This is a genomic window from Aeromonas caviae, from assembly GCF_000819785.1.
Lineage (GTDB): Bacteria > Pseudomonadota > Gammaproteobacteria > Enterobacterales > Aeromonadaceae > Aeromonas > Aeromonas caviae.
This window is the reverse complement of sequence record NZ_CDBK01000048.1, coordinates 1-18,407: the sequence shown is the minus strand read 5'-3', so window position 1 is coordinate 18,407 and position 18,407 is coordinate 1. Positions and strand designations below refer to the sequence as shown.

Annotated in this window: 18 protein-coding genes and 3 tRNA genes; 11 read left to right on the top strand and 10 right to left on the bottom strand. The window is 60.2% G+C overall.

Annotated features, from left to right (window positions below; all coding sequences use genetic code 11):
- Positions 1 to 135 precede the first annotated feature (135 nt).
- Positions 136 to 1,566: an alanine/glycine:cation symporter family protein gene (locus BN1120_RS08340; protein ID WP_010673860.1), complete on the bottom strand. Its 1,431-nt coding sequence runs from the start codon at positions 1,564 to 1,566 to the stop codon at positions 136 to 138.
- Positions 1,567 to 2,290: 724 nt separating this feature from the next.
- On the opposite strand from BN1120_RS08340, the gene tal reads away from it, so the two are divergent.
- On the top strand, positions 2,291 to 3,241 hold the full coding sequence (gene tal, locus BN1120_RS08335) for a transaldolase (protein ID WP_010673859.1): 951 nt from the start codon (positions 2,291 to 2,293) through the stop codon (positions 3,239 to 3,241).
- A gap of 180 nt (positions 3,242 to 3,421) precedes the next feature.
- Entirely contained in the window at positions 3,422 to 3,601 is a 180-nt protein-coding gene (locus BN1120_RS08330; protein ID WP_010673858.1) for a DUF3545 family protein, read from the top strand.
- A 96-nt stretch (positions 3,602 to 3,697) separates the two neighbouring features.
- Here the strand turns inward: BN1120_RS08330 and BN1120_RS08325 are convergent, their stop codons facing one another.
- Together BN1120_RS08325 and ung are read right to left on the bottom strand one after the other, a co-directional pair.
- A complete protein-coding gene (locus tag BN1120_RS08325) occupies positions 3,698 to 4,243 on the bottom strand; it encodes a hemerythrin domain-containing protein (RefSeq protein ID WP_041212588.1) in 546 nt (181 codons plus the stop codon).
- A 160-nt stretch (positions 4,244 to 4,403) separates the two neighbouring features.
- The gene (ung, locus tag BN1120_RS08320) at positions 4,404 to 5,084 is read right to left on the bottom strand and encodes a uracil-DNA glycosylase (RefSeq protein ID WP_010673856.1); all 681 of its coding nucleotides are present in this window, start codon (positions 5,082 to 5,084) and stop codon (positions 4,404 to 4,406) included.
- A gap of 607 nt (positions 5,085 to 5,691) precedes the next feature.
- On the opposite strand from ung, the gene grcA reads away from it, so the two are divergent.
- The gene (grcA, locus tag BN1120_RS08315) at positions 5,692 to 6,072 is read left to right on the top strand and encodes an autonomous glycyl radical cofactor GrcA (protein ID WP_010673855.1); all 381 of its coding nucleotides are present in this window, start codon (positions 5,692 to 5,694) and stop codon (positions 6,070 to 6,072) included.
- 78 nt (positions 6,073 to 6,150) lie between these two features.
- On the opposite strand, the gene BN1120_RS08310 is transcribed toward grcA, so the two are convergent.
- From BN1120_RS08310 to hemA, 7 genes are all read right to left on the bottom strand, one after another.
- Positions 6,151 to 7,434, bottom strand: a complete 1,284-nt coding sequence (locus BN1120_RS08310; protein WP_042015582.1) for a dicarboxylate/amino acid:cation symporter — start codon at positions 7,432 to 7,434, stop codon at positions 6,151 to 6,153.
- Positions 7,435 to 7,723: 289 nt separating this feature from the next.
- A complete protein-coding gene (gene kdsA, locus BN1120_RS08305) occupies positions 7,724 to 8,578 on the bottom strand; it encodes a 3-deoxy-8-phosphooctulonate synthase (protein ID WP_039039605.1) in 855 nt (284 codons plus the stop codon).
- An 11-nt stretch (positions 8,579 to 8,589) separates the two neighbouring features.
- Positions 8,590 to 9,390, bottom strand: coding sequence for a SirB1 family protein (locus BN1120_RS08300; RefSeq protein ID WP_042015581.1), 801 nt, complete (start codon positions 9,388 to 9,390; stop codon positions 8,590 to 8,592).
- A gap of 11 nt (positions 9,391 to 9,401) precedes the next feature.
- Entirely contained in the window at positions 9,402 to 9,785 is a 384-nt protein-coding gene (locus BN1120_RS08295) for a SirB2 family protein (RefSeq protein ID WP_039039603.1), read from the bottom strand.
- A gap of 42 nt (positions 9,786 to 9,827) precedes the next feature.
- Entirely contained in the window at positions 9,828 to 10,661 is an 834-nt protein-coding gene (gene prmC / locus BN1120_RS08290; protein ID WP_039039602.1) for a peptide chain release factor N(5)-glutamine methyltransferase, read from the bottom strand.
- The gene (prfA, locus tag BN1120_RS08285) at positions 10,661 to 11,749 is read right to left on the bottom strand and encodes a peptide chain release factor 1 (RefSeq protein WP_039039601.1); all 1,089 of its coding nucleotides are present in this window, start codon (positions 11,747 to 11,749) and stop codon (positions 10,661 to 10,663) included. Before prfA ends, prmC begins: the two co-directional genes overlap by 1 nt.
- 50 nt (positions 11,750 to 11,799) lie before the next feature.
- Positions 11,800 to 13,059 (bottom strand): glutamyl-tRNA reductase, encoded by a 1,260-nt coding sequence (gene hemA / locus BN1120_RS08280; RefSeq protein ID WP_041212583.1) that lies wholly within the window; start codon positions 13,057 to 13,059, stop codon positions 11,800 to 11,802.
- A gap of 125 nt (positions 13,060 to 13,184) precedes the next feature.
- Here hemA and lolB point away from each other — a divergent pair, with 125 nt between their 5' ends.
- The 8 genes from lolB (at position 13,185) to BN1120_RS08240 (ending at position 18,347) form a co-directional block, all read left to right on the top strand.
- Positions 13,185 to 13,763 (top strand): lipoprotein insertase outer membrane protein LolB, encoded by a 579-nt coding sequence (lolB, locus tag BN1120_RS08275; protein WP_042015579.1) that lies wholly within the window; start codon positions 13,185 to 13,187, stop codon positions 13,761 to 13,763.
- On the top strand, positions 13,763 to 14,641 hold the full coding sequence (gene ispE, locus BN1120_RS20420; protein ID WP_052455406.1) for a 4-(cytidine 5'-diphospho)-2-C-methyl-D-erythritol kinase: 879 nt from the start codon (positions 13,763 to 13,765) through the stop codon (positions 14,639 to 14,641). Before lolB ends, ispE begins: the two co-directional genes overlap by 1 nt.
- Positions 14,621 to 14,695 (top strand) — tRNA-Gln (locus BN1120_RS08265). Before ispE ends, BN1120_RS08265 begins: the two co-directional genes overlap by 21 nt.
- 239 nt (positions 14,696 to 14,934) lie before the next feature.
- Positions 14,935 to 15,882, top strand: a complete 948-nt coding sequence (locus BN1120_RS08260; protein WP_010673845.1) for a ribose-phosphate pyrophosphokinase — start codon at positions 14,935 to 14,937, stop codon at positions 15,880 to 15,882.
- Between the two features lie 249 nt (positions 15,883 to 16,131).
- Entirely contained in the window at positions 16,132 to 16,728 is a 597-nt protein-coding gene (gene pth / locus BN1120_RS08255; RefSeq protein WP_041215615.1) for an aminoacyl-tRNA hydrolase, read from the top strand.
- Between the two features lie 132 nt (positions 16,729 to 16,860).
- A complete protein-coding gene (ychF, locus tag BN1120_RS08250) occupies positions 16,861 to 17,952 on the top strand; it encodes a redox-regulated ATPase YchF (RefSeq protein ID WP_010673843.1) in 1,092 nt (363 codons plus the stop codon).
- Between the two features lie 235 nt (positions 17,953 to 18,187).
- Positions 18,188 to 18,264: transfer RNA gene (locus BN1120_RS08245), tRNA-Met, on the top strand.
- 8 nt (positions 18,265 to 18,272) lie between these two features.
- Positions 18,273 to 18,347, top strand: a tRNA-Gln gene (locus tag BN1120_RS08240).
- The last annotated feature ends 60 nt before the right edge of the window (positions 18,348 to 18,407 follow it).

The following is an 18,407-nucleotide window of genomic DNA, read 5'->3' as shown; positions in this document are numbered from 1 at the left end:
GAGTGATGAGCCCAGCATAGTCCCGCGAGGTGTGCTGCCGATGAGGCTCTGTGAAGTCTGTGTGAAGCCACCCCCTCTTTTTACCCATGAAAAAGGGGAGCCATGGCTCCCCTTCAATCACCTTGCAACACGGGCTTATTTCTTGCCCGGGTTGTCCCAGATCCCCTCTTCCAGCTGACTGCGCAGCTCCGGGTACTTGTTGGCATCGAAGGTGGGGACGCGCCCCAGCTTGAGCTGGTCGTTGTAGTCCTTGGCCAGCTTGATGGCGACGCCGGAGAGCAGCAGGATGGCCACTAGGTTGACGATGGCCATCAGCCCCATGGAGACATCCGCCAGAGCCCACACGGTCGGCAGCTCGCCCACGGAGCCGAACATCACCATGCCCAGCACGAACATCCGGAACAGCATCAGGCCGCCCTTGTGGTTGTGCTCGAGGAACACCAGGTTGGTCTCCGCATAGGAGTAGTTCGCCACGATGGAGGTGAAGGCGAAGAAGAAGATGGCCGCTGCGATGAAGATGTTGCCACCGCCGCCCACCTGGGAGGAGAGCGCGCGCTGGGTCAGCTCGACACCGGTCACACCGGAGCCCGGCTCGAACTGGCCGGACATCAGGATGATGGCGGCAGTACAGGTACAGATGACGATGGTATCGAGGAAGACCCCCAGCATCTGCACATAACCCTGGGAGGCCGGGTGCGGCGGATAGGGGGTGGCGGTGGCGGCAGCATTGGGGGCAGAGCCCATGCCCGCCTCGTTGGAGAAGAGGCCGCGCTTGATGCCGTTGATCATCGCCTGGGAGATGGCATAGCCCATGGCGCCGGAACCTGCCTGCTCGATGCCGAAGGCAGACTTGATGATCAGGGCCAGCACGCCGGGCAGCTCGCTGATGTTCATGGCCACCACGAACAGCGCCATCAGGATGTAGGCGAGCGCCATGAAGGGCACCACCAGCTCGGCGAAACGGGCGATGCCGCGGATGCCGCCGAAGATGATGAGGCCGGAGAGCACCACCAGGGCCAGACCGCTCACCCAGTCAGGGATGCCGAAGGCGACGTTCATGGCCAGGCTGATGGAGTTGGCCTGCACCGCGTTGAACACCAGACCGAAGGCCAGCAGCAGGCAGAGGGAGAAGACCACCCCCATCCAGCGCATGCCGAGGCCGCGCTCCATGTAGTAGGCGGGACCGCCCCGGTAATTGCCATCCTCATCCTTGACCTTGTAGAGCTGGGCCAGGGTGCTTTCCACGAAGGCGGTGGCCATGCCGATGAAGGCGATCAGCCACATCCAGAAGACGGCGCCAGGGCCACCCAGATAGATGGCGACGGCCACACCGGCCAGATTGCCCGTCCCGACGCGAGCCGCCAGGCTGGTACACAGAGCCTGGAAGGAGGAGATGCCGGCGCTGTCGGATTTGCGACTGTTGCGCAGGACCGAGAACATGTGGCCGAAGTGGCGGATCTGGATAAAGCCCAGGCGGAAGGTAAAGAAGATACCGACCCCGATCAGCAGGTAAATGAGCACGGCTCCCCACATCAGGTCGTTAATCATTGCAATCAAGGTGTCCATAATTCTCTCGTTGTTATCACATCCATGGCCAGTCTGCGCTGACCGCTCTCTGTCAATTTCCGAACCAGCATTGCGCCGAAGGGGCGGAATCTAGCATAGCGAGGGAATTCAGAATAGTGACAGGGCTCACTGGGGAGACAAAAAACGAGCAATTTGATGCAAAAAAGCTTCATTTAGCACGCAATAAATCAACAAAAATTGATGTGCAACCCAGCCCCTCACAAATTAGAGCCAATAGAGAACCATTTTACAACTCATCCCATGGGGGTAAAAACCGCTGAGTGAAACGAAACCAGGGAGACAAGCGTTTGCCTCTCATGCCTCATCGGCAAGGGGTTGTAACGCAAAACGTTTTACACGTAATTAAATTTCAAGTAGCTGACAGAACTATTTATGTGACCTCCCGCACAAATTCATGAATCCACCAAAATAATTGCGCTTTTCCATGTCGGAGCCAGCCGCCACACCATGAATAAAACTCGTTTTTTATCAAACACTTTCACTCGACAGCCGGTACCGCTTTCACCACCTGGCTGATTCGCATACAAGCCCCCCTATTGCAGGATGCGCCACATCCGTATTAATTAGGCAGGCAATGACGATGGGGCCTGCCCATCGCCCCTTTCTGAGCCTGAGCCGCCGGGATCTTGTAATTTAATTTCAGAACTGCCGTCTCATGCCCGCCACCCTGGGATTGCTCCCTCATAAAGAGATGATATTTGCCATGGCCGATAAATTGACCCAGCTGAAAGCCCTGACCACAGTGGTTGCCGATACCGGCGACATCGAAGCCATCAAGCGCTACCAGCCCATCGATGCCACCACCAACCCCTCTCTGGTACTCAAGGCCTCCGAGATCCCCGAGTACGCAGCCCTGATCCAGGACGCCATTGCCTGGGCCAAATCCCAGAGCCAGGACAAGGCACAGCAAATCATCGACGCGGGCGACAAGCTGGCGGTCAACATCGGCCTCGAAGTGCTGAAAATCGTCCCGGGCCGCATCTCCACCGAAGTGGACGCCCGCCTCTCCTTCGACACCGACGCCAGCATCGCCAAGGCCCGCAAGCTGATCCGCCTCTACAACGAAGCCGGTATCAGCAATGATCGCATCCTGATCAAGCTGGCCTCCACCTGGGAAGGGATCCGTGCCGCCGAGGTGCTGGAGAAAGAGGGTATCCAGTGCAACCTGACCCTGCTGTTCTCCTTCGCCCAGGCTCGTGCCTGTGCCGAAGCTGGCGCCTTCCTCATCTCCCCCTTCGTGGGCCGCATCCTCGACTGGTACAAGGCCAAGAACGGCCGTGACTACACCGCCAGTGAAGATCCGGGCGTGGTCTCCGTCACCGCCATCTACAACTACTACAAGCAGCACGACTACCCGACCGTGGTCATGGGCGCGAGCTTCCGCAACACTGGCGAAATCCTGGAACTGGCCGGCTGCGACCGCCTGACCATTGGCCCCGCTTTGCTGGAAGAGCTGAGCAAGGCCGAAGGCACCGTGGTGCGCAAGCTGGACTACACCGGCGAGCGCACAGCCAAACCGGCCCCGATGACCGAAGCCGAATTCCGCTGGGAGCTGAACCAGGACGCCATGGCCGTCGAGAAACTGGGGGAAGGCATCCGCCTGTTCGCCATCGACCAGGGCAAGCTGGAAACCATGCTGGCAAGCCACCTGTAAGGCCGCTCGCCACACGGCTCTCACAGAGCGAAGTGGCGCCGCAAATACCGGGCTCCCGAAAGGGCAGCCCGGTTTTTTTGTGCCTGTTTCCGGTTGTCACAACTTCGTCATAAAAACGTTTTATTTTCAAAGGCGTCGTGTTATACGGATGGTGAAAACCATAAAACCAAGGAGGGAGCCATGGACATGTTCAACTTCGATTTTGACGAGGTCGTTGAGCTGGGTTCACGTAGCCGCGGGACAACGGGAAAAAAACGCAAATGGCGTGAGATTGAGGCGCTTAAAGACAAGCACCGCCTGCAAAAGGAGCTGCAGGCCATCGACATCGCCTATGAAGGATCGGACGACCTGGAGCTCTGATACGCCCACGTCGCCCATGTTTCACTCCAGCGAGTGGAGCCATAAAAACAGCGCCCCGGATTGACCGGGGCGCTGTTTTTATGGGTGAACCTCCTGTCAGGCTGCAGGCAGCGAGAGCTGTTTGGCCAGCGCCTGGAAATGCTGGCTCACCTCCGCCCCGAACAGGGGATCATTGATGGCCCGGTTCTGCCAGAGCTGTTCGAGATGACGCCAGTCATCCTCGGTCAGGGAGTCGCGCAGATGGGGGAAGATGACCCCTTCCTCATAGTTCATGTGCGCCTCCTGCTGCTCGATGAACTGCTCCAGACGGGCCACGAACTGATCCAGCGGGATGACCGCATCCATCAGGATCATCTCCACCATCTCCTTGAGCTCGGTCCCTGCATCCAGCAGACGGGCGTGCTCCTCGTGCAGCCGGTTGGCCACCTCCCCCTCCACCACCCTGTATTTCAGGTAGTAGTCATAGATCATGTCTTCCTTCGGGTGGTGGTACTTGTCGGATACCTCGCGCAGATAATCCACCACATCCCGCAGCAGGAAGTAGCTCACCGGCTGCTCATTGCGAATGGCCGCCAGCTTTTGCTTGAGCAGCGTCAGCAACCGGGTGATGTTGAGGTGGTCCTTATGCAGACTGGATAACATGGGCACTCCTTGCACTGAAATGAGAAAACGTCTGTCTCGAGTATACGGTCATTTATTGCCTGAACTTTGCACTCAATCAAGTCGGATGCAGACAGCGGCTGCACCAGCCTCTCACCACAGGGGGCACAGGGGAGACCATTTCCCCTGTGCATTTACGGCGTCAGGCCGCCGGATCGGCGCAGACCGAGAGCCAGTCGATGGGACTGCGTCCCTGCTGGACCAGCAGGCGATTGGCCTCGGAGAAGTGGCCGCAACCGATGAAACCGCGATGGGCAGAGAGCGGGCTGGGATGGGGGGCGCTCAGCACATGGTGGCGCGACCGGTCGATGAAGCGCCCTTTCTTCTGGGCATGAGCGCCCCACAGCAGGAAGACGACGCCCTGGCAATGGGCATTGATCCGCTCGATGACTCGATCGGTAAAAGTCTCCCACCCCAGGTGGGCGTGAGAGTGCGCCATGCCAGCCTGTACCGTCAACACCGTATTGAGCAGCAGCACTCCCTGTCTGGCCCAGGATTCCAGGAAGCCATGATTGGGTGTGACAAAACCCGGCAGATCCCGCTGCATCTCCTTGTAGATGTTGACGAGGGACGGCGGCGTGCGCACTCCGGGCAAGACGGAGAAGCAGAGGCCGTGCGCCTGGTCCGGTCCGTGATAGGGATCCTGCCCCAGGATCACCACCTTGACGTCATCCAGCTCGGTCAGTTTGAAGGCATTGAATACCTCGGTCGCCGGGGGATAGATCACCTTGCCCGCCTCCCGCTCGGCCCTGACGGTGGCCAGGGTGTCCATGAAATACGCCTGCTCTTTCTCCGAACCAATCACATCTTTCCAGGTCAGCACACCCGTCTCCTCTCGTTGCGAATCCACTCCTTCCATCCTGGCTGGCATGCCAGCCTCTCCCCACTCCCCGCCTTCTGTCCAGCTTGGCACCGCTATCTCCTCGGTCAATAGAGCAAGGGGCTCAGGATAGGGTCCTCGCCCCCAAGACGCAACCGCATGGAGGTCAGGCTCAGCCTTGCCAGCCTGGGAAGTGGCGGCGGCGTTCACGGGCAATGACCGGTGCTGCGTCGACACAGGAATAACAGGACGTCCTTCGGACAGGTCTCTGGGCAGGCCGGTTTTCGCTGACGCCAGAAATAAACCCTAAAGGTGTAGTTAAATTACTAGATATGAATAATAAAAAATGCATAATTCATATATCTTACAAAAACAGAAAAATGATCTGTTTTTGATTCAACTCAATGATTTAATCCCTTTCAATGCACGCAAAATGGGGTTTTATTGATTTGGATCAATTTTCGTAATATTACCGTCGTGGTATATATGGCCCCAACGAAGTAAAGGTGTAAGGCAAGGCCCCGTTAAATCATTCCTTCCAAGAGGTGGTTTAAAAACATCAGGGTAATGTGCTTACCGTTGAATCCGCTTTCCTATGAGGAGTCATACCATGATCAAGGGCATCCAAATCACCCAGTCCGCCAACGCCGCTCTGCTGAACTCTTTCTGGCTGCTGGACGAAGAGAAACAACAGGCTCGCTGCATCTGCGCCAAGGGCGACAGCTTTGCCGCCGATCAGGAAGTCAGCCTCTCCGACCTGGGTCAATTCGAATACCGTGAACTGCCGGTTCAGCAAGAGCCTGTGGTCGAAGGGGGTCAGCACCTGAACGTCAACGTACTGCGCCGCGAAACCCTGGAAGACGCCATCGCCAACCCGGAAAAATACCCGCAGCTCACCATCCGCGTCTCCGGTTACGCCGTGCGTTTCAACGCCCTGACCCCGGAGCAGCAGCGTGACGTGGTCACCCGCACCTTCACCCAGAGCCTGTAAGGCGCCCTGCGTAAAGAGATAAAAAACGGCCCCCTCGGGCCGTTTTTTCATGGGTGATGATCGCCGCCGGAACCTGGGTCAGCTTCGCAGGTCCACCGGCCTTGCTACCACGGGTTTCGCCAGGGCGTCCTGCATGGTGGCCTCGTCGAGCTGATCGCAGTAACGGGCCACCACCAGGGTCGCCACCCCGTTGCCGATGAGGTTGGTCAGGGCGCGCGCCTCCGACATGAAGCGATCAATCCCGAGGATCAGCGCCAGCCCGGCCAGCGGCAGATGCCCTACCGCCGAGATGGTGGCTGCCAGCACGATGAAGCCACTCCCCGTGACTCCGGCCGCCCCCTTGGAGGAGATAAGCAGCACCACCAGCAGGGTGAGCTGATGGAACAGGTCCAGCGGGGTGTTGGTCGCCTGGGCGATGAAGACGGCTGCCATGGTCAGATAGATGGAGGTGCCGTCCAGGTTGAATGAGTAACCGGTCGGGATCACCAGACCCACCACCGATTTCTTGCAGCCCAGCGCCTCCATTTTCACCAGCATGCGCGGCAATACGGATTCCGACGAGGATGTTCCGAGCACGATCAACAGTTCTTCCCGGATATAGGCAATAAAGTGCACAATGCTGAAGCCATTGGCTTTGGCGATACTGCCGAGCACCAGAAAAATAAACAGCAGGCAGGTCAGATAGAAGCTAGCAATTAATTGCCCCAGCTGCACCAAAGAACCAATACCGTATTTCCCTATGGTGAATGCCATGGCACCAAATGCCCCGATCGGCGCCAGTTTCATGATCATGTTGATGATGCCGAAAATAACCTGAGAGAAACCATCGATGATATTGAAGATGGGTTTTCCCTTCTCCCCGATATGATGCAGGGAAAATCCGAACAGGACGGCAAACAGCAACACCTGGAGTATATTGCCGCCGGCAAAGGCACCGATGACGCTGGCCGGTATCACATCCAGCAGGAAGGGAATTATCCCCTGGGACTGGGCCTGATCCGCATAGACGGAGATGGCGCTGGCGTCGAGTGAGGAGGGATCCACATTCATACCGGCCCCGGGCTGCAGCACGTTGACCACGCACAGACCGATGATGAGGGCCAGGGTGCTCACCACTTCAAAATAGATCAGCGCAATGGCACCGGTTTTGCCCACCGCCTTCATGCTTTCCATGCCGGCAATGCCGGTGACCACGGTACAAAAAATGACGGGGGCGATGATCATCTTGATTAATTTAACGAAGCCATCACCAAGGGGTTTCATATCTGCGCCCAGACTCGGATAGACATGTCCCAGACATATTCCGATGGTGATTGCCAATATCACCTGAAAATAGAGGCTACTGACAATTTTCTTGTGCATGCTCAACGTCCTGTTAATAAGTGTGACTCCACTGACAGCAAATAACGCATGCAGCAGTCTGCGGCGAGAAATAGGGTTATCTCACCCGCTTCATACCTTTTTGCCATCCTGACGGTCGCTACTTTTGCATGTCATAAGAAGCAAATAAGAGACATCAATCACACAACATATTTAACATCATTAACACCACGGAAACATGGTCGCAATGGACGCCGAAGAGCACCAAATGAAAATGACGGAAATAAAAATGCCCCGCATGGCGGGGCATTTTTGATAGTAAAAATCGCGATCAGGCGGAGGTATCGAGGGGCTCGAAGCCCTTGACGAGATCGTCGATGGCCTTCATCTGCTTGAGGAAGCCTTCCAGCTTCTCCAGCGGCAGAGCGCTCGGGCCGTCGCAGCGGGCAATTTTCGGGTCCGGGTGGGATTCGATAAAGAGACCGGCCAGGCCCACCGCCATGCCGGCACGAGCCAGCTCGGTCACCTGCTCGCGGCGACCGCCGGAGGCCGCCCCCAGGGGATCACGGCACTGCAGGGAGTGGGTGACGTCAAAGATGACCGGATAGCCGCCAGTGCTCTTCTTCATGACGCCCAGGCCCAGCATGTCCACCACCAGGTTGTCATAGCCGAAGTTGGCACCGCGCTCGCAGAGGATCAGGCGATCGTTGCCACACTCCTCGAACTTGTCGGTGATGTTCTTCATCTGGCTTGGGCTCAGGAATTGCGGCTTCTTGATGTTGATGACGTTGCCGGTGCGGGCCATGGCCTCCACCAGATCGGTCTGGCGCGCCAGGAAGGCGGGCAGCTGGATGACGTCGACCACCTCGGCGACCGGTTTGGCCTGATGGGGCTCATGCAGATCGGAGATCACCGGCATGCCGAAGGTCGCTTTCAGCTCCTGGAAGATCTTCATCCCCTCTTCCAGACCCGGGCCGCGATAGGAGTGGATGGAGGAGCGGTTGGCCTTGTCCCAGCTCGCCTTGAACACGAACGGGATGCCGAGCTTGCTGGTCACTTCCACGTACTTCTCGCACACCGCCATCGCCATGTCGCGGGATTCCAGCACGTTCATGCCGCCGAACAGCACGAAAGGTTTGTCGTTGGCGACGTCGATCTGGTTGACCTTGATATTCTTCTGTTCCATCTCAGGGATCCTTAATGGAGGGGTTTGGGACTGAGGTCCAGGGTGGCCAGCTGGGTTTTCAGCACATCGGCCACGGGATCATCAGGGCATTGTTCAATAAAGTATTCGAAATCGTCGGCGGCAAAGCGCGGGCAATCGAGTTGCTCATAGATGAAGCCCCGATCCCGCGTCTCCAGCGGATCGCCGGGCTTCATGCGCAGCAGCAGCTCGCTGCAGCGCAACGCCTCCGTCATGCGCTCCTCGCGCAGCAGGGCGCCCTTGCTGACATTGAGCAAGCGCTCGATGATCTCCCACTGCCCCGATGGCTGCAGATGATCATCGCTCAGACTCGCCAGGTTGCCGAGGGCACCGCGCAGCAGCAGTTCGATGCGGTGCCGGCTCAGTTCATCACCGTTGAAGGGGTCCACATAGACCTCCCCGTCCAGACCGGCAAAACTCAGGAGGAAATGGCCGGGGAAGCAGATCCCCTCCACATCCAGCCCTATCTTGCGACCCAGCTGGATGAGGAGGATGCCGAGACTGACCGGGATCCCCTTGCGCCTTGCCAGCACCTGGTCCAGATCGCAGTTGGCGGACGAGAAGTAATCCTGCCAGTCGCCACGAAAGCCCAGGGTCTGGTAGAAACCCTGCAACAGCTGACGGCGCACCTCGTCGCAGTCTCCCTCGGCAATCGTTTCGTCCAGCCAGGCATCGAGGAGGGCAAGCTCGGCCTCTCCCGTGCCGCCATGGCCCCGGATCTCGTCGCTCACCGACAGCGCCAGCTCGGCCAGATCGTGAGCCTCGAAGTCGGTCCACTCATCCACACGTATCATCGTCATCCTTCCTAGCCGAACAGGCTGGCCTGCTTTTGCACCGCAAGCTTGGCGATAAAGAAGATCCACCCCAGTGCGCCCAGGAAGGCAAACCAGCGGATGCCGTTGCTGCGGGCCAGACGCAGCGCCATCATGGCCAGAAACGCCACCACCAGGATGGACGTCAGCTTCTCGGCCAGCCAGGGAATGGCGTTGTTGAGGGGGTTGAGACCCAGCACCATGCAGAGCAGCACACCGGAGAGCACCACCAGGCCGTTGAGCCAGCCGCTGATCTTGAGGGTGCGGGCGCCCCCTGCCAGCGCGGAGCCGGTCTGCAACCAGTAAAAGCGCAGGATAAACATCAGCACGGCCCCGGCAATCAGGGTGAGGTGCAGATGCTTGAGAACAACATACATAAGATTTCCTTGAACAGGGGCAGACCGGGCCCGCCCGTCATATCACTGAGCCAGGCGCCCCAGGGTCACCCGCTCGTTATCGCCGTAATCGCGCACGGTTTCCACCTGGACGTAGCCTTGTTGCAGCAGGAGTTGACGCACCGCCTCCCCCTGATCCCAGCCGTGTTCCAGCAACAGCCAGCCACCTGGCACCAGATGGGCGGGCGCCTGGGTGACGATGAGGCGGATATCCGCCAGCCCCTGCTCCTCCGCCACCAGGGCGGAGCGCGGCTCGAAGCGCACGTCCCCCTCGTGAAGATGGGGGTCCGTCCCGTCGATGTAAGGCGGGTTGGAGACGATCATCGCAAAGCGCGGTGCATCCGAGAGCGGCGCAAACCAGCTGCCGTCGCGCACCTCGATGGGCAACCCCAGGGCGGCGCTGTTGGTGCGGGCCAACGCGGCCGCGGCCGGCATCCTGTCCACCGCCCATACATCGGCATCCGGTCGCTCAGACTTGAGCGCAAGGGCGATGGCACCGGTGCCCGTGCCCAGATCCAGCAGGGCGCAGGGGCCGCCCGGCAGGCGGGCCAGCGCCTGTTCCACCAGCACCTCGGTATCGGGGCGCGGGATCAGGGTGGCCGGGCTCACTTTCAGCGGCAGCGACCAGAACTCCCGCTCGCCGATGAGGTGGGCAATGGGCTCACCATTGAGGCGACGGGCAAGCCAGCCCGCCAGGGTCGCCTGCTGGGCGGCATCGAGCTCGTGCTCCGGCCAGGTCATCAGATAGCTGCGCCGGCAATCCAGCAGATGACAGAGCAGGGCATCGGCGTCGGCACGGGGGGATTCCCCGGAGGCCAGGGTCGCCATGATATGGGCACGGGCCTGCTGGATCTGCATCAGTTGCTCTCGGCCAGGGAGGCGAGCTGATCCGCCTGATACTCCTGCACCAGGGGGGTGATCACGCAGTCCAGATCCCCTTCCAGGATGTCGCCCAGACGATACAGGGTGAGGTTGATCCGGTGCTCGGAGAGACGCCCCTGGGGATAGTTGTAGGTGCGGATGCGCTCGGAGCGATCCCCGGAGCCCACCAGGTTGCGGCGGGTACTCTGCTCGGCGGCGCGGTGGCGTTCGTCCTCGGCCGCCTGCAGGCGGGCAGAGAGCACCGACATCGCCTTGGCGCGGTTCTTGTGCTGGGAGCGCTCGTCCTGGCACTCCACCACCAGCCCGGTGGGCAGGTGGGTGATGCGGATGGCGGAGTCGGTCTTGTTGACGTGCTGGCCGCCGGCACCGGAAGCGCGGAAGGTGTCGATCTTCAGCTCGGAGGGGTTGATCTCCACCTGCTCGGCTTCCGGCACTTCCGGCAGCACGGCCACGGTACAGGCGGAGGTGTGCACCCGGCCCTGGGATTCGGTCTCGGGGACTCGCTGCACCCGGTGGCCGCCGGACTCGAACTTGAGGCGGCCGTAGACGTGCTCGCCGTCCACCTTGGCGATCACCTCCTTGTAGCCGCCGTGTTCGCCGTCATTGCAGCTGACGATGGAGACACGCCACCCCTGACGCTCGGCGTAGCGGGAGTACATGCGGAACAGATCCCCCGCGAAAATGGCCGCCTCGTCGCCACCGGCACCGGCGCGGATCTCCAGATAGCAGTTGTTGTCATCCTTGGGGTCGCGCGGCAACAGCATCACCTGAAGCGCCTGCTCCTGCTCCTCGAAGGTCGCCTTGGCGAGCGGCAGTTCCTCCTGCGCCATCTCCCGCAGCTCGGCATCCTCTTCCTCCAGCATCAGCCGGGTGGTGTCGAGGTTCTCTTCGGCCTGGCGGAAACGCTGGAAGGCGTGAACGATATCTTCCAGCTGGGCGTATTCCCGGGTCAGGGCGCGGTATCTGTCCTGATCCGAGGCGACCCCGGGCTCCCCGAGCAGGGCCTGTACTTCTTCATGGCGCTCGATGAGGCCTTCCAGCTTTCTGATCAATGAGGGGTTCATGACTCTTGGATTCTCGATGGAGGACGGGACGGCAAAGGGCCGTCCCAACACTATGATTCTTGTGACAATCCCAGCACCTGACGCAGTTGGGCCAGCTTGTGGCTGTCCCCCTGGGCGGCGGCCTGGCGCAGGGCCTGGGTCGGTGCGTGGATCAGCTTGTTGGTGAGGCGATGGGCCATGGCCTTGAGCGCCTGCTCGGCATTTTCACCCTGTTGCAGGGCCAGCAGGGCCCGCTGCAACTCTTCGTCGGCGACCTGCTGTGACTGATGGCGATAATCGCGAATGAGATCCACCGAGTGCTGGCTGCGATACCAGCCCATGAACTCGTCGCGCTCTTCCTGCACGATGAGTTCCGCTTCGGCGGCCGCCCGCTTGCGGGTCTCCAGGTTCTGCTCGATGATGCCCTGCAGATCGTCCACCGTGTAGAGATAGGCATCGGAGAGCTCGTCCACCTCGGCTTCGATGTCGCGGGGCACGGCGATATCCACCAGGAACATGGGCTTGAAGCGACGCGCCTTGAGCGCCCGCTCCACCATGCCCTTGCCGATGATGGGCAGGGGGCTTGCCGTGGAGCTGATGACGATGTCCGCCTCGTGCAGGTAGTCCGGGATCTCCTCCAGGGTCATTACCTGGGCACCGAACTCCTCTGCCAGCAACTGGGCCCGTTGCAGGGTCCGGTTCGCCACCATCATCCGGGTCACGCTCTGCTCGCGCAGGTGGCGGGCCACCAGTTCGATGGTTTCGCCGGCGCCCACCAGCAGCACCTTGGTCTGGGAGAGATCGGAGAAGATACGGCGGGCCAGGCTCACGGCGGCGAAGGCCACCGACACCGCGCTGGCGCCGATCTCGGTGTCGGTGCGCACCCGTTTGGCCACCGAGAAGGATTTCTGGAACAGGCGCTCCAGGGATCCTTTCACCGCATCCGCCTGCTGGGCGTGGGCGTAGGATTGCTTGATCTGCCCCAGGATCTGCGGCTCCCCCAGCACCAGGGAGTCGAGGCCGCAGGCCACCCGCATCAGGTGTCGCACCGCTTCCTCGTCCTGGTGCCGGTAGATGGCGGAGAGCACCTCGCTCGCCTCCAGCGCGTGGAACCGCTGCAACCAGTTCAGCACCTGCTCCCCCTGCCCCTGCTCCAGGCTGCAATAGAGCTCGGTGCGGTTGCAGGTGGAGACAATCACCGCCTCGCTGACGCCAGGCTGCTCCACCAGCTCACGCAGGGCGCGATCGATGCGGTCCGGGCCAAAGGCGACCCGCTCCCGCAAGGCGACACTGGCGGTGTTGTGGTTGATTCCGAGGGCAAGCAGACTCATGGGTGGGTGATGATCGTTTCATGCACAGGGTGTAGAGGCCGACAATTGTACGAGAAAGGGTAAGTCTTTAAAAGCAATACGGCCGCCCCTTATACTGTCGCAAACCTCATCTGCGGAGCTCCACCTTGTTGTTGCGTATCTTCTCCCTCGCCTGCCTGCTGGTGCTGGCGGGCTGTACCACCACCCAACCCCAGCGGGATCAGGTCAACTGGCAGCAGGAGCGCGCCCGCCTCGAACGCCTCACACACTGGCAGTTGTCGGGCAAGATGGCCATCATCACCGCCCGCCAGAAGGGCAGCGCCCGCCTCAACTGGCAGCAAAACGGCGATGACTATCGCCTCAACCTCACCAGCCTCATCGGCACCCATATTCTGGAACTCTCCCGCACCGGCGGCGAGGTGACTCTGCTCGACAACGACGGAAAACAGCACCAGAGCCAGGATGCCGAGCTCCTGGTCTATCAGCTCACCGGCTGGCACATTCCGGTGGCCGGGCTGCCTGAGTGGATCAAGGGATTGCCGGGGCAGGCCGAATTCGAGCTCAACCCCGATGCCAGCCTCGCCAGCGTGCGCGACGGCCAGTGGCAGATCGTCTACGGGGACTATCGGGATCAGGACGGCTATCGCCTGCCCCACCTGCTCACCATGACCGGGCAGGAGAGCCGTCTCAAGCTGCAGATCAACGAGTGGACCCTGACACCATGATGCACGACCAGGCGCCGATCCGCTGGCCCGCCCCGGCCAAGCTCAACCTCTTCCTGCACGTCAACGGCCGCCGCCCCGATGGCTACCACGAACTGCAGACCCTCTTCATCTTCCTCAACCACGGCGACTGGCTCGAATTCGAGCCGATCCCCGGCAGCGACCAGCTCACCTTGAGCCCGGCCATACCCGGCGTGCCCGATGAACAGAACCTCATCATCCGGGCTGCCCGCCTGTTGCAGAGCCGGTTGGCCAGTCCGCAGGGAGCCCATATCCGGCTGGAGAAGATACTGCCCATGGGCGGTGGCATCGGGGGCGGCTCGTCGGACGCGGCCACCACCCTCGTGGCCCTGAACCACCTCTGGCAAGCCGGCTTGAGTGAAGACGAGCTGGCCGAGCTCGGCGTACAGCTGGGCGCCGACGTGCCGGTGTTCGTGCGGGGCAAGGCCGCCTTCGCCGAGGGCGTGGGGGAGCGGTTGCAACAGATCGAGGTACCGGATGCCTGGTACCTGGTACTCAAGCCGGATTGCCATGTGGTCACCGCCGCCGTGTTCCAGGATCCCGACCTGCCCCGCAACACCCCCAAGATGACCCTGGACAATCTGCTGGCAGGAGAGTGGAAAAACGATTGCGAACTGCTGGTGAAAAAGCGCCACCCCGAGGTTGCCAATGCGCTCGGCTGGTTGCTAGAATACGCGCCGTCAAGAATGACGGGCACTGGCGCCTGCGTCTTTGCTCGATTTGAAGACGAAATGGCTGCTCGAAAGGTGTTGGCAAGAGTGCCGGAAGGCTGGGATGGGTTTGTCGCCAAGGGCGAGAACATATCACCACTCTTCGTCACTTTGCAACAAGTGAGTGATTGGGGTATCGCCAAGCGGTAAGGCAGCGGGTTTTGATCTCGCCATTCCTAGGTTCGAATCCTAGTACCCCAGCCAACTCTCTCCTTGTTGAGGCCGCATCGGGAGGTGTTGACCTCGTCGATGTGTCTTGGGCCAATCTGACGCGATGGCGCTCAAGGTGGATTCCCGTCCACCCACCCTGCGGGTGATGAGACGCCATCCTCGACATCGCCCAGAGACCTTGTCCGTCATCTTGCTAAATCGTTTGCCCCCAAACGATACGGGTCTAAAATCAGACTCCCCACATACTGGATGCAACCCCGAGGTTTCAAACCGTGCCTGACATGAAGCTGTTTGCTGGTAACGCAACGCCGGAACTAGCCCAGAAGATCGCAGATCGCCTGTTTATCAAACTCGGCAATGCTGCCGTAGGTCGCTTTAGCGACGGCGAGATCAGCGTACAGATCAACGAGAATGTACGCGGTGGCGATATCTTCATCATTCAATCCACCTGTGCCCCGACCAACGACAATTTGATGGAATTGATCGTCATGGTGGATGCACTGCGTCGTGCTTCAGCTGGCCGTATCACTGCCGTTATTCCCTACTTTGGTTATGCCCGTCAGGACCGCCGCGTCCGCTCCGCCCGTGTGCCCATCACCGCCAAGGTCGTCGCAGACTTCCTCTCCAGCGTGGGTGTGGACCGTGTGCTGACCGTTGACCTGCATGCCGAGCAGATCCAGGGCTTCTTCGACGTCCCCGTCGACAACGTGTTCGGCAGCCCGGTGCTGCTGGAAGACATGAAGGCCAAGAACCTCGAATCCCCCGTGGTCGTGTCACCGGACATCGGCGGCGTAGTCCGTGCCCGTGCCATCGCCAAGCTGCTGGACGACACCGACATCGCCATCATCGACAAGCGTCGTCCCCGTCCGAACGTCTCCCAGGTCATGCACCTGATCGGCGACGTGGCCGGTCGTGACTGCGTCATCGTCGACGACATGATCGACACCGGCGGCACCCTGTGCAAGGCGGCCGAAGCGCTGAAAGAGCGTGGTGCCAAGCGCGTGTTCGCCTATGCGACCCACCCTGTCTTCTCCGGCACCGCCGTTGAAAACATCAAGAATTCGGTCATCGACGAGCTGATCATCACCGACTCCATCCCGCTCACCCCGGAGATGAAGGCAGTCGGCAAGGTCAAGCAGCTGACCCTCTCCTCCGTGCTGGCCGAAGCGATTCGCCGCATCAGCAACGAAGAGTCCATCTCTGCCATGTTCGAGCATTGATAGACCCTGTCGTGACAAAAACCGCCGAATGGCGGTTTTTGTTTTTTTGGGTGCCTGGCGCCAACCGCCAGCCTTCACTCGGCAAGAGACGAAAACCTCGGACGAGCCACCCCACCCGAGCCCTTCTGTCCGGCTTTTCCCCGACCTTGCCGCACTTTGGTTGAGTGATCGCCACTCGGCGGCTAGAATATTGCGTCCCATTGCCCCGGGTCATCCGCCCATGGCAAGTAGCGAGTGAAGACATCAAGCGTGACAAGTCAAATCAAACTGATTGTCGGGCTGGGTAATCCCGGCCCCGAATATGCCAAGACCCGCCACAATGCGGGCGCCTGGTATGTGGAGCAACTGGCACGCTGGCACAATGTCAGCCTGCGCGAAGAGCCCAAGTTCTTCGGCCACACCGCCCGCTTCCTGGTGGACGGACAGGATGTGCGGCTGCTCATCCCGAACACCTACATGAATCTCTCCGGCAAGGCCGTGGCGGCGCTCGCGCGCTTCTACCAGATCGCCCCGGAAGAGATCCTGGTGGCCCACGACGAGCTGGACCTGCCTCCCGGCATCGCCAAGTTCAAGCAAGGGGGCGGTCACGGCGGCCATAACGGCCTCAAGGACATCATCGCCAGGATGGGCAACAACAATAACTTCTTCCGGCTGCGCCTTGGCATCGGCCATCCAGGCGCCAAGGAGCTGGTCGCCGGCTTCGTGCTGACCAAGGCGCCCAGCAGTGAGCAGAGTCTGATCGAGGCCGCGCTGGACGAGTCCCTGCGTGCCACCGACATCCTGTTCAAGCAGGACATGACCAAGGCCATGAATCGCCTGCACAGTTTCAAGGCCGAGAAAGTCTAGGCCTTCAGCCTGCATCGCCAGGCAGTTCAAGATGACCGGCCCCCTGGCGAGATCCCTCGCCTCGAGGTCAAGCAACACGACACGGGCCGCCCGCGCGGCCCCTTGAAGCATCCACCAACAAGGTAACAATCCATGGGTTTTAAATGCGGTATCGTGGGCCTGCCCAATGTAGGCAAATCCACCCTGTTCAATGCGCTGACCAAAGCCGGCATCGAAGCCGCCAACTTCCCGTTCTGCACCATTGAGCCGAACACGGGTGTGGTCCCCATGCCGGATCCCCGCCTCGACCAGCTGGCGGCCATCATCAATCCGCAGCGTGTCGTGCCGACCACCATGGAGTTCGTGGACATCGCCGGCCTGGTGGCCGGTGCCTCCAAGGGCGAAGGCCTTGGCAACCAGTTCCTGGCCAACATCCGTGAAACCGAAGCCATCGGTCACGTGGTGCGCTGCTTCGAGGACGAGAACATCGTCCACGTGGCGGGCAAGGTCTCCCCGGCCGACGACATTGAGGTGATCAACACCGAGCTGGCCCTCTCCGACCTGGATGCCTGCGAGCGCGCCATCAATCGCCAGTCCAAGCGTGCCAAGGGCGGCGACAAGGATGCCAAGCTGGAAGTGGAAGTGCTGGAGAAGATCAAGGTAGCCCTGGAAAACGGCCAGATGATCCGCGGCATGAAGCTGGACAAGGATGAGCTGGACGCCGTCAGCCACCTCAACTTCCTGACCCTCAAACCCACCATGTACATCGCCAACGTGGCGGAAGATGGCTTCGAGAACAACCCCTACCTGGATCAGGTCCGTGAGATAGCCGCCGCCGAAAACGCCGTTGTCGTGGTCGTCTGCTGCGCCATCGAGGCGGACATCGCCGAGCTGGACGACGAAGACCGTGCCGAGTTCATGGCGGATCTCGGCATCGAGGAACCGGGCCTGAACCGGGTGATCCGTTCCGGATACGAGCTGCTCAAGTTGCAGACCTACTTCACCGCCGGTGTGAAAGAAGTGCGCGCCTGGACCATTCCGGTAGGCGCCACCGCCCCGCAGGCCGCAGGCAAGATCCACACCGACTTCGAAAAAGGCTTTATTCGCGCCCAGACCATCGCCTTCGACGACTTTATCACCTACAAGGGTGAGCAAGGCGCCAAGGAAGCAGGCAAGATGCGCGCGGAAGGGAAAGACTACATCGTCAAGGATGGCGATATCATGAACTTCCTGTTCAACGTCTAACCCCATGAGAGGCCAGCATTTGCTGGCCTCTTTTTTATCTGGCCAGAGGCGCGATCTGGGTGCGAATGTCGTAAAAAAAACCAGATTGTTGGGCTTTTGCACGACAGCGGCCAATAACTCGCCAAACGCACCCAAATTCGTTTTTTCAAACAAAAAAAGGGTTGACGCCCCAGAGCCAGATACGCATAATTCCGGCCGCACAGTGACGAGGCAACGACTCACTGGAAGCAAGGTTGGCTATGTAGCTCAGTTGGTTAGAGCATCGCACTCATAATGCGGGGGTCACAGGTTCGAATCCCGTCATAGCCACCATCTCTAGTTGGGGTATCGCCAAGCGGTAAGGCAGCGGGTTTTGATCTCGCCATCCCTAGGTTCGAATCCTAGTACCCCAGCCATTTTTTGAATGGTGTTTGATGGTCTCTGTCAGGCATCGTCGTTGGGGTATCGCCAAGCGG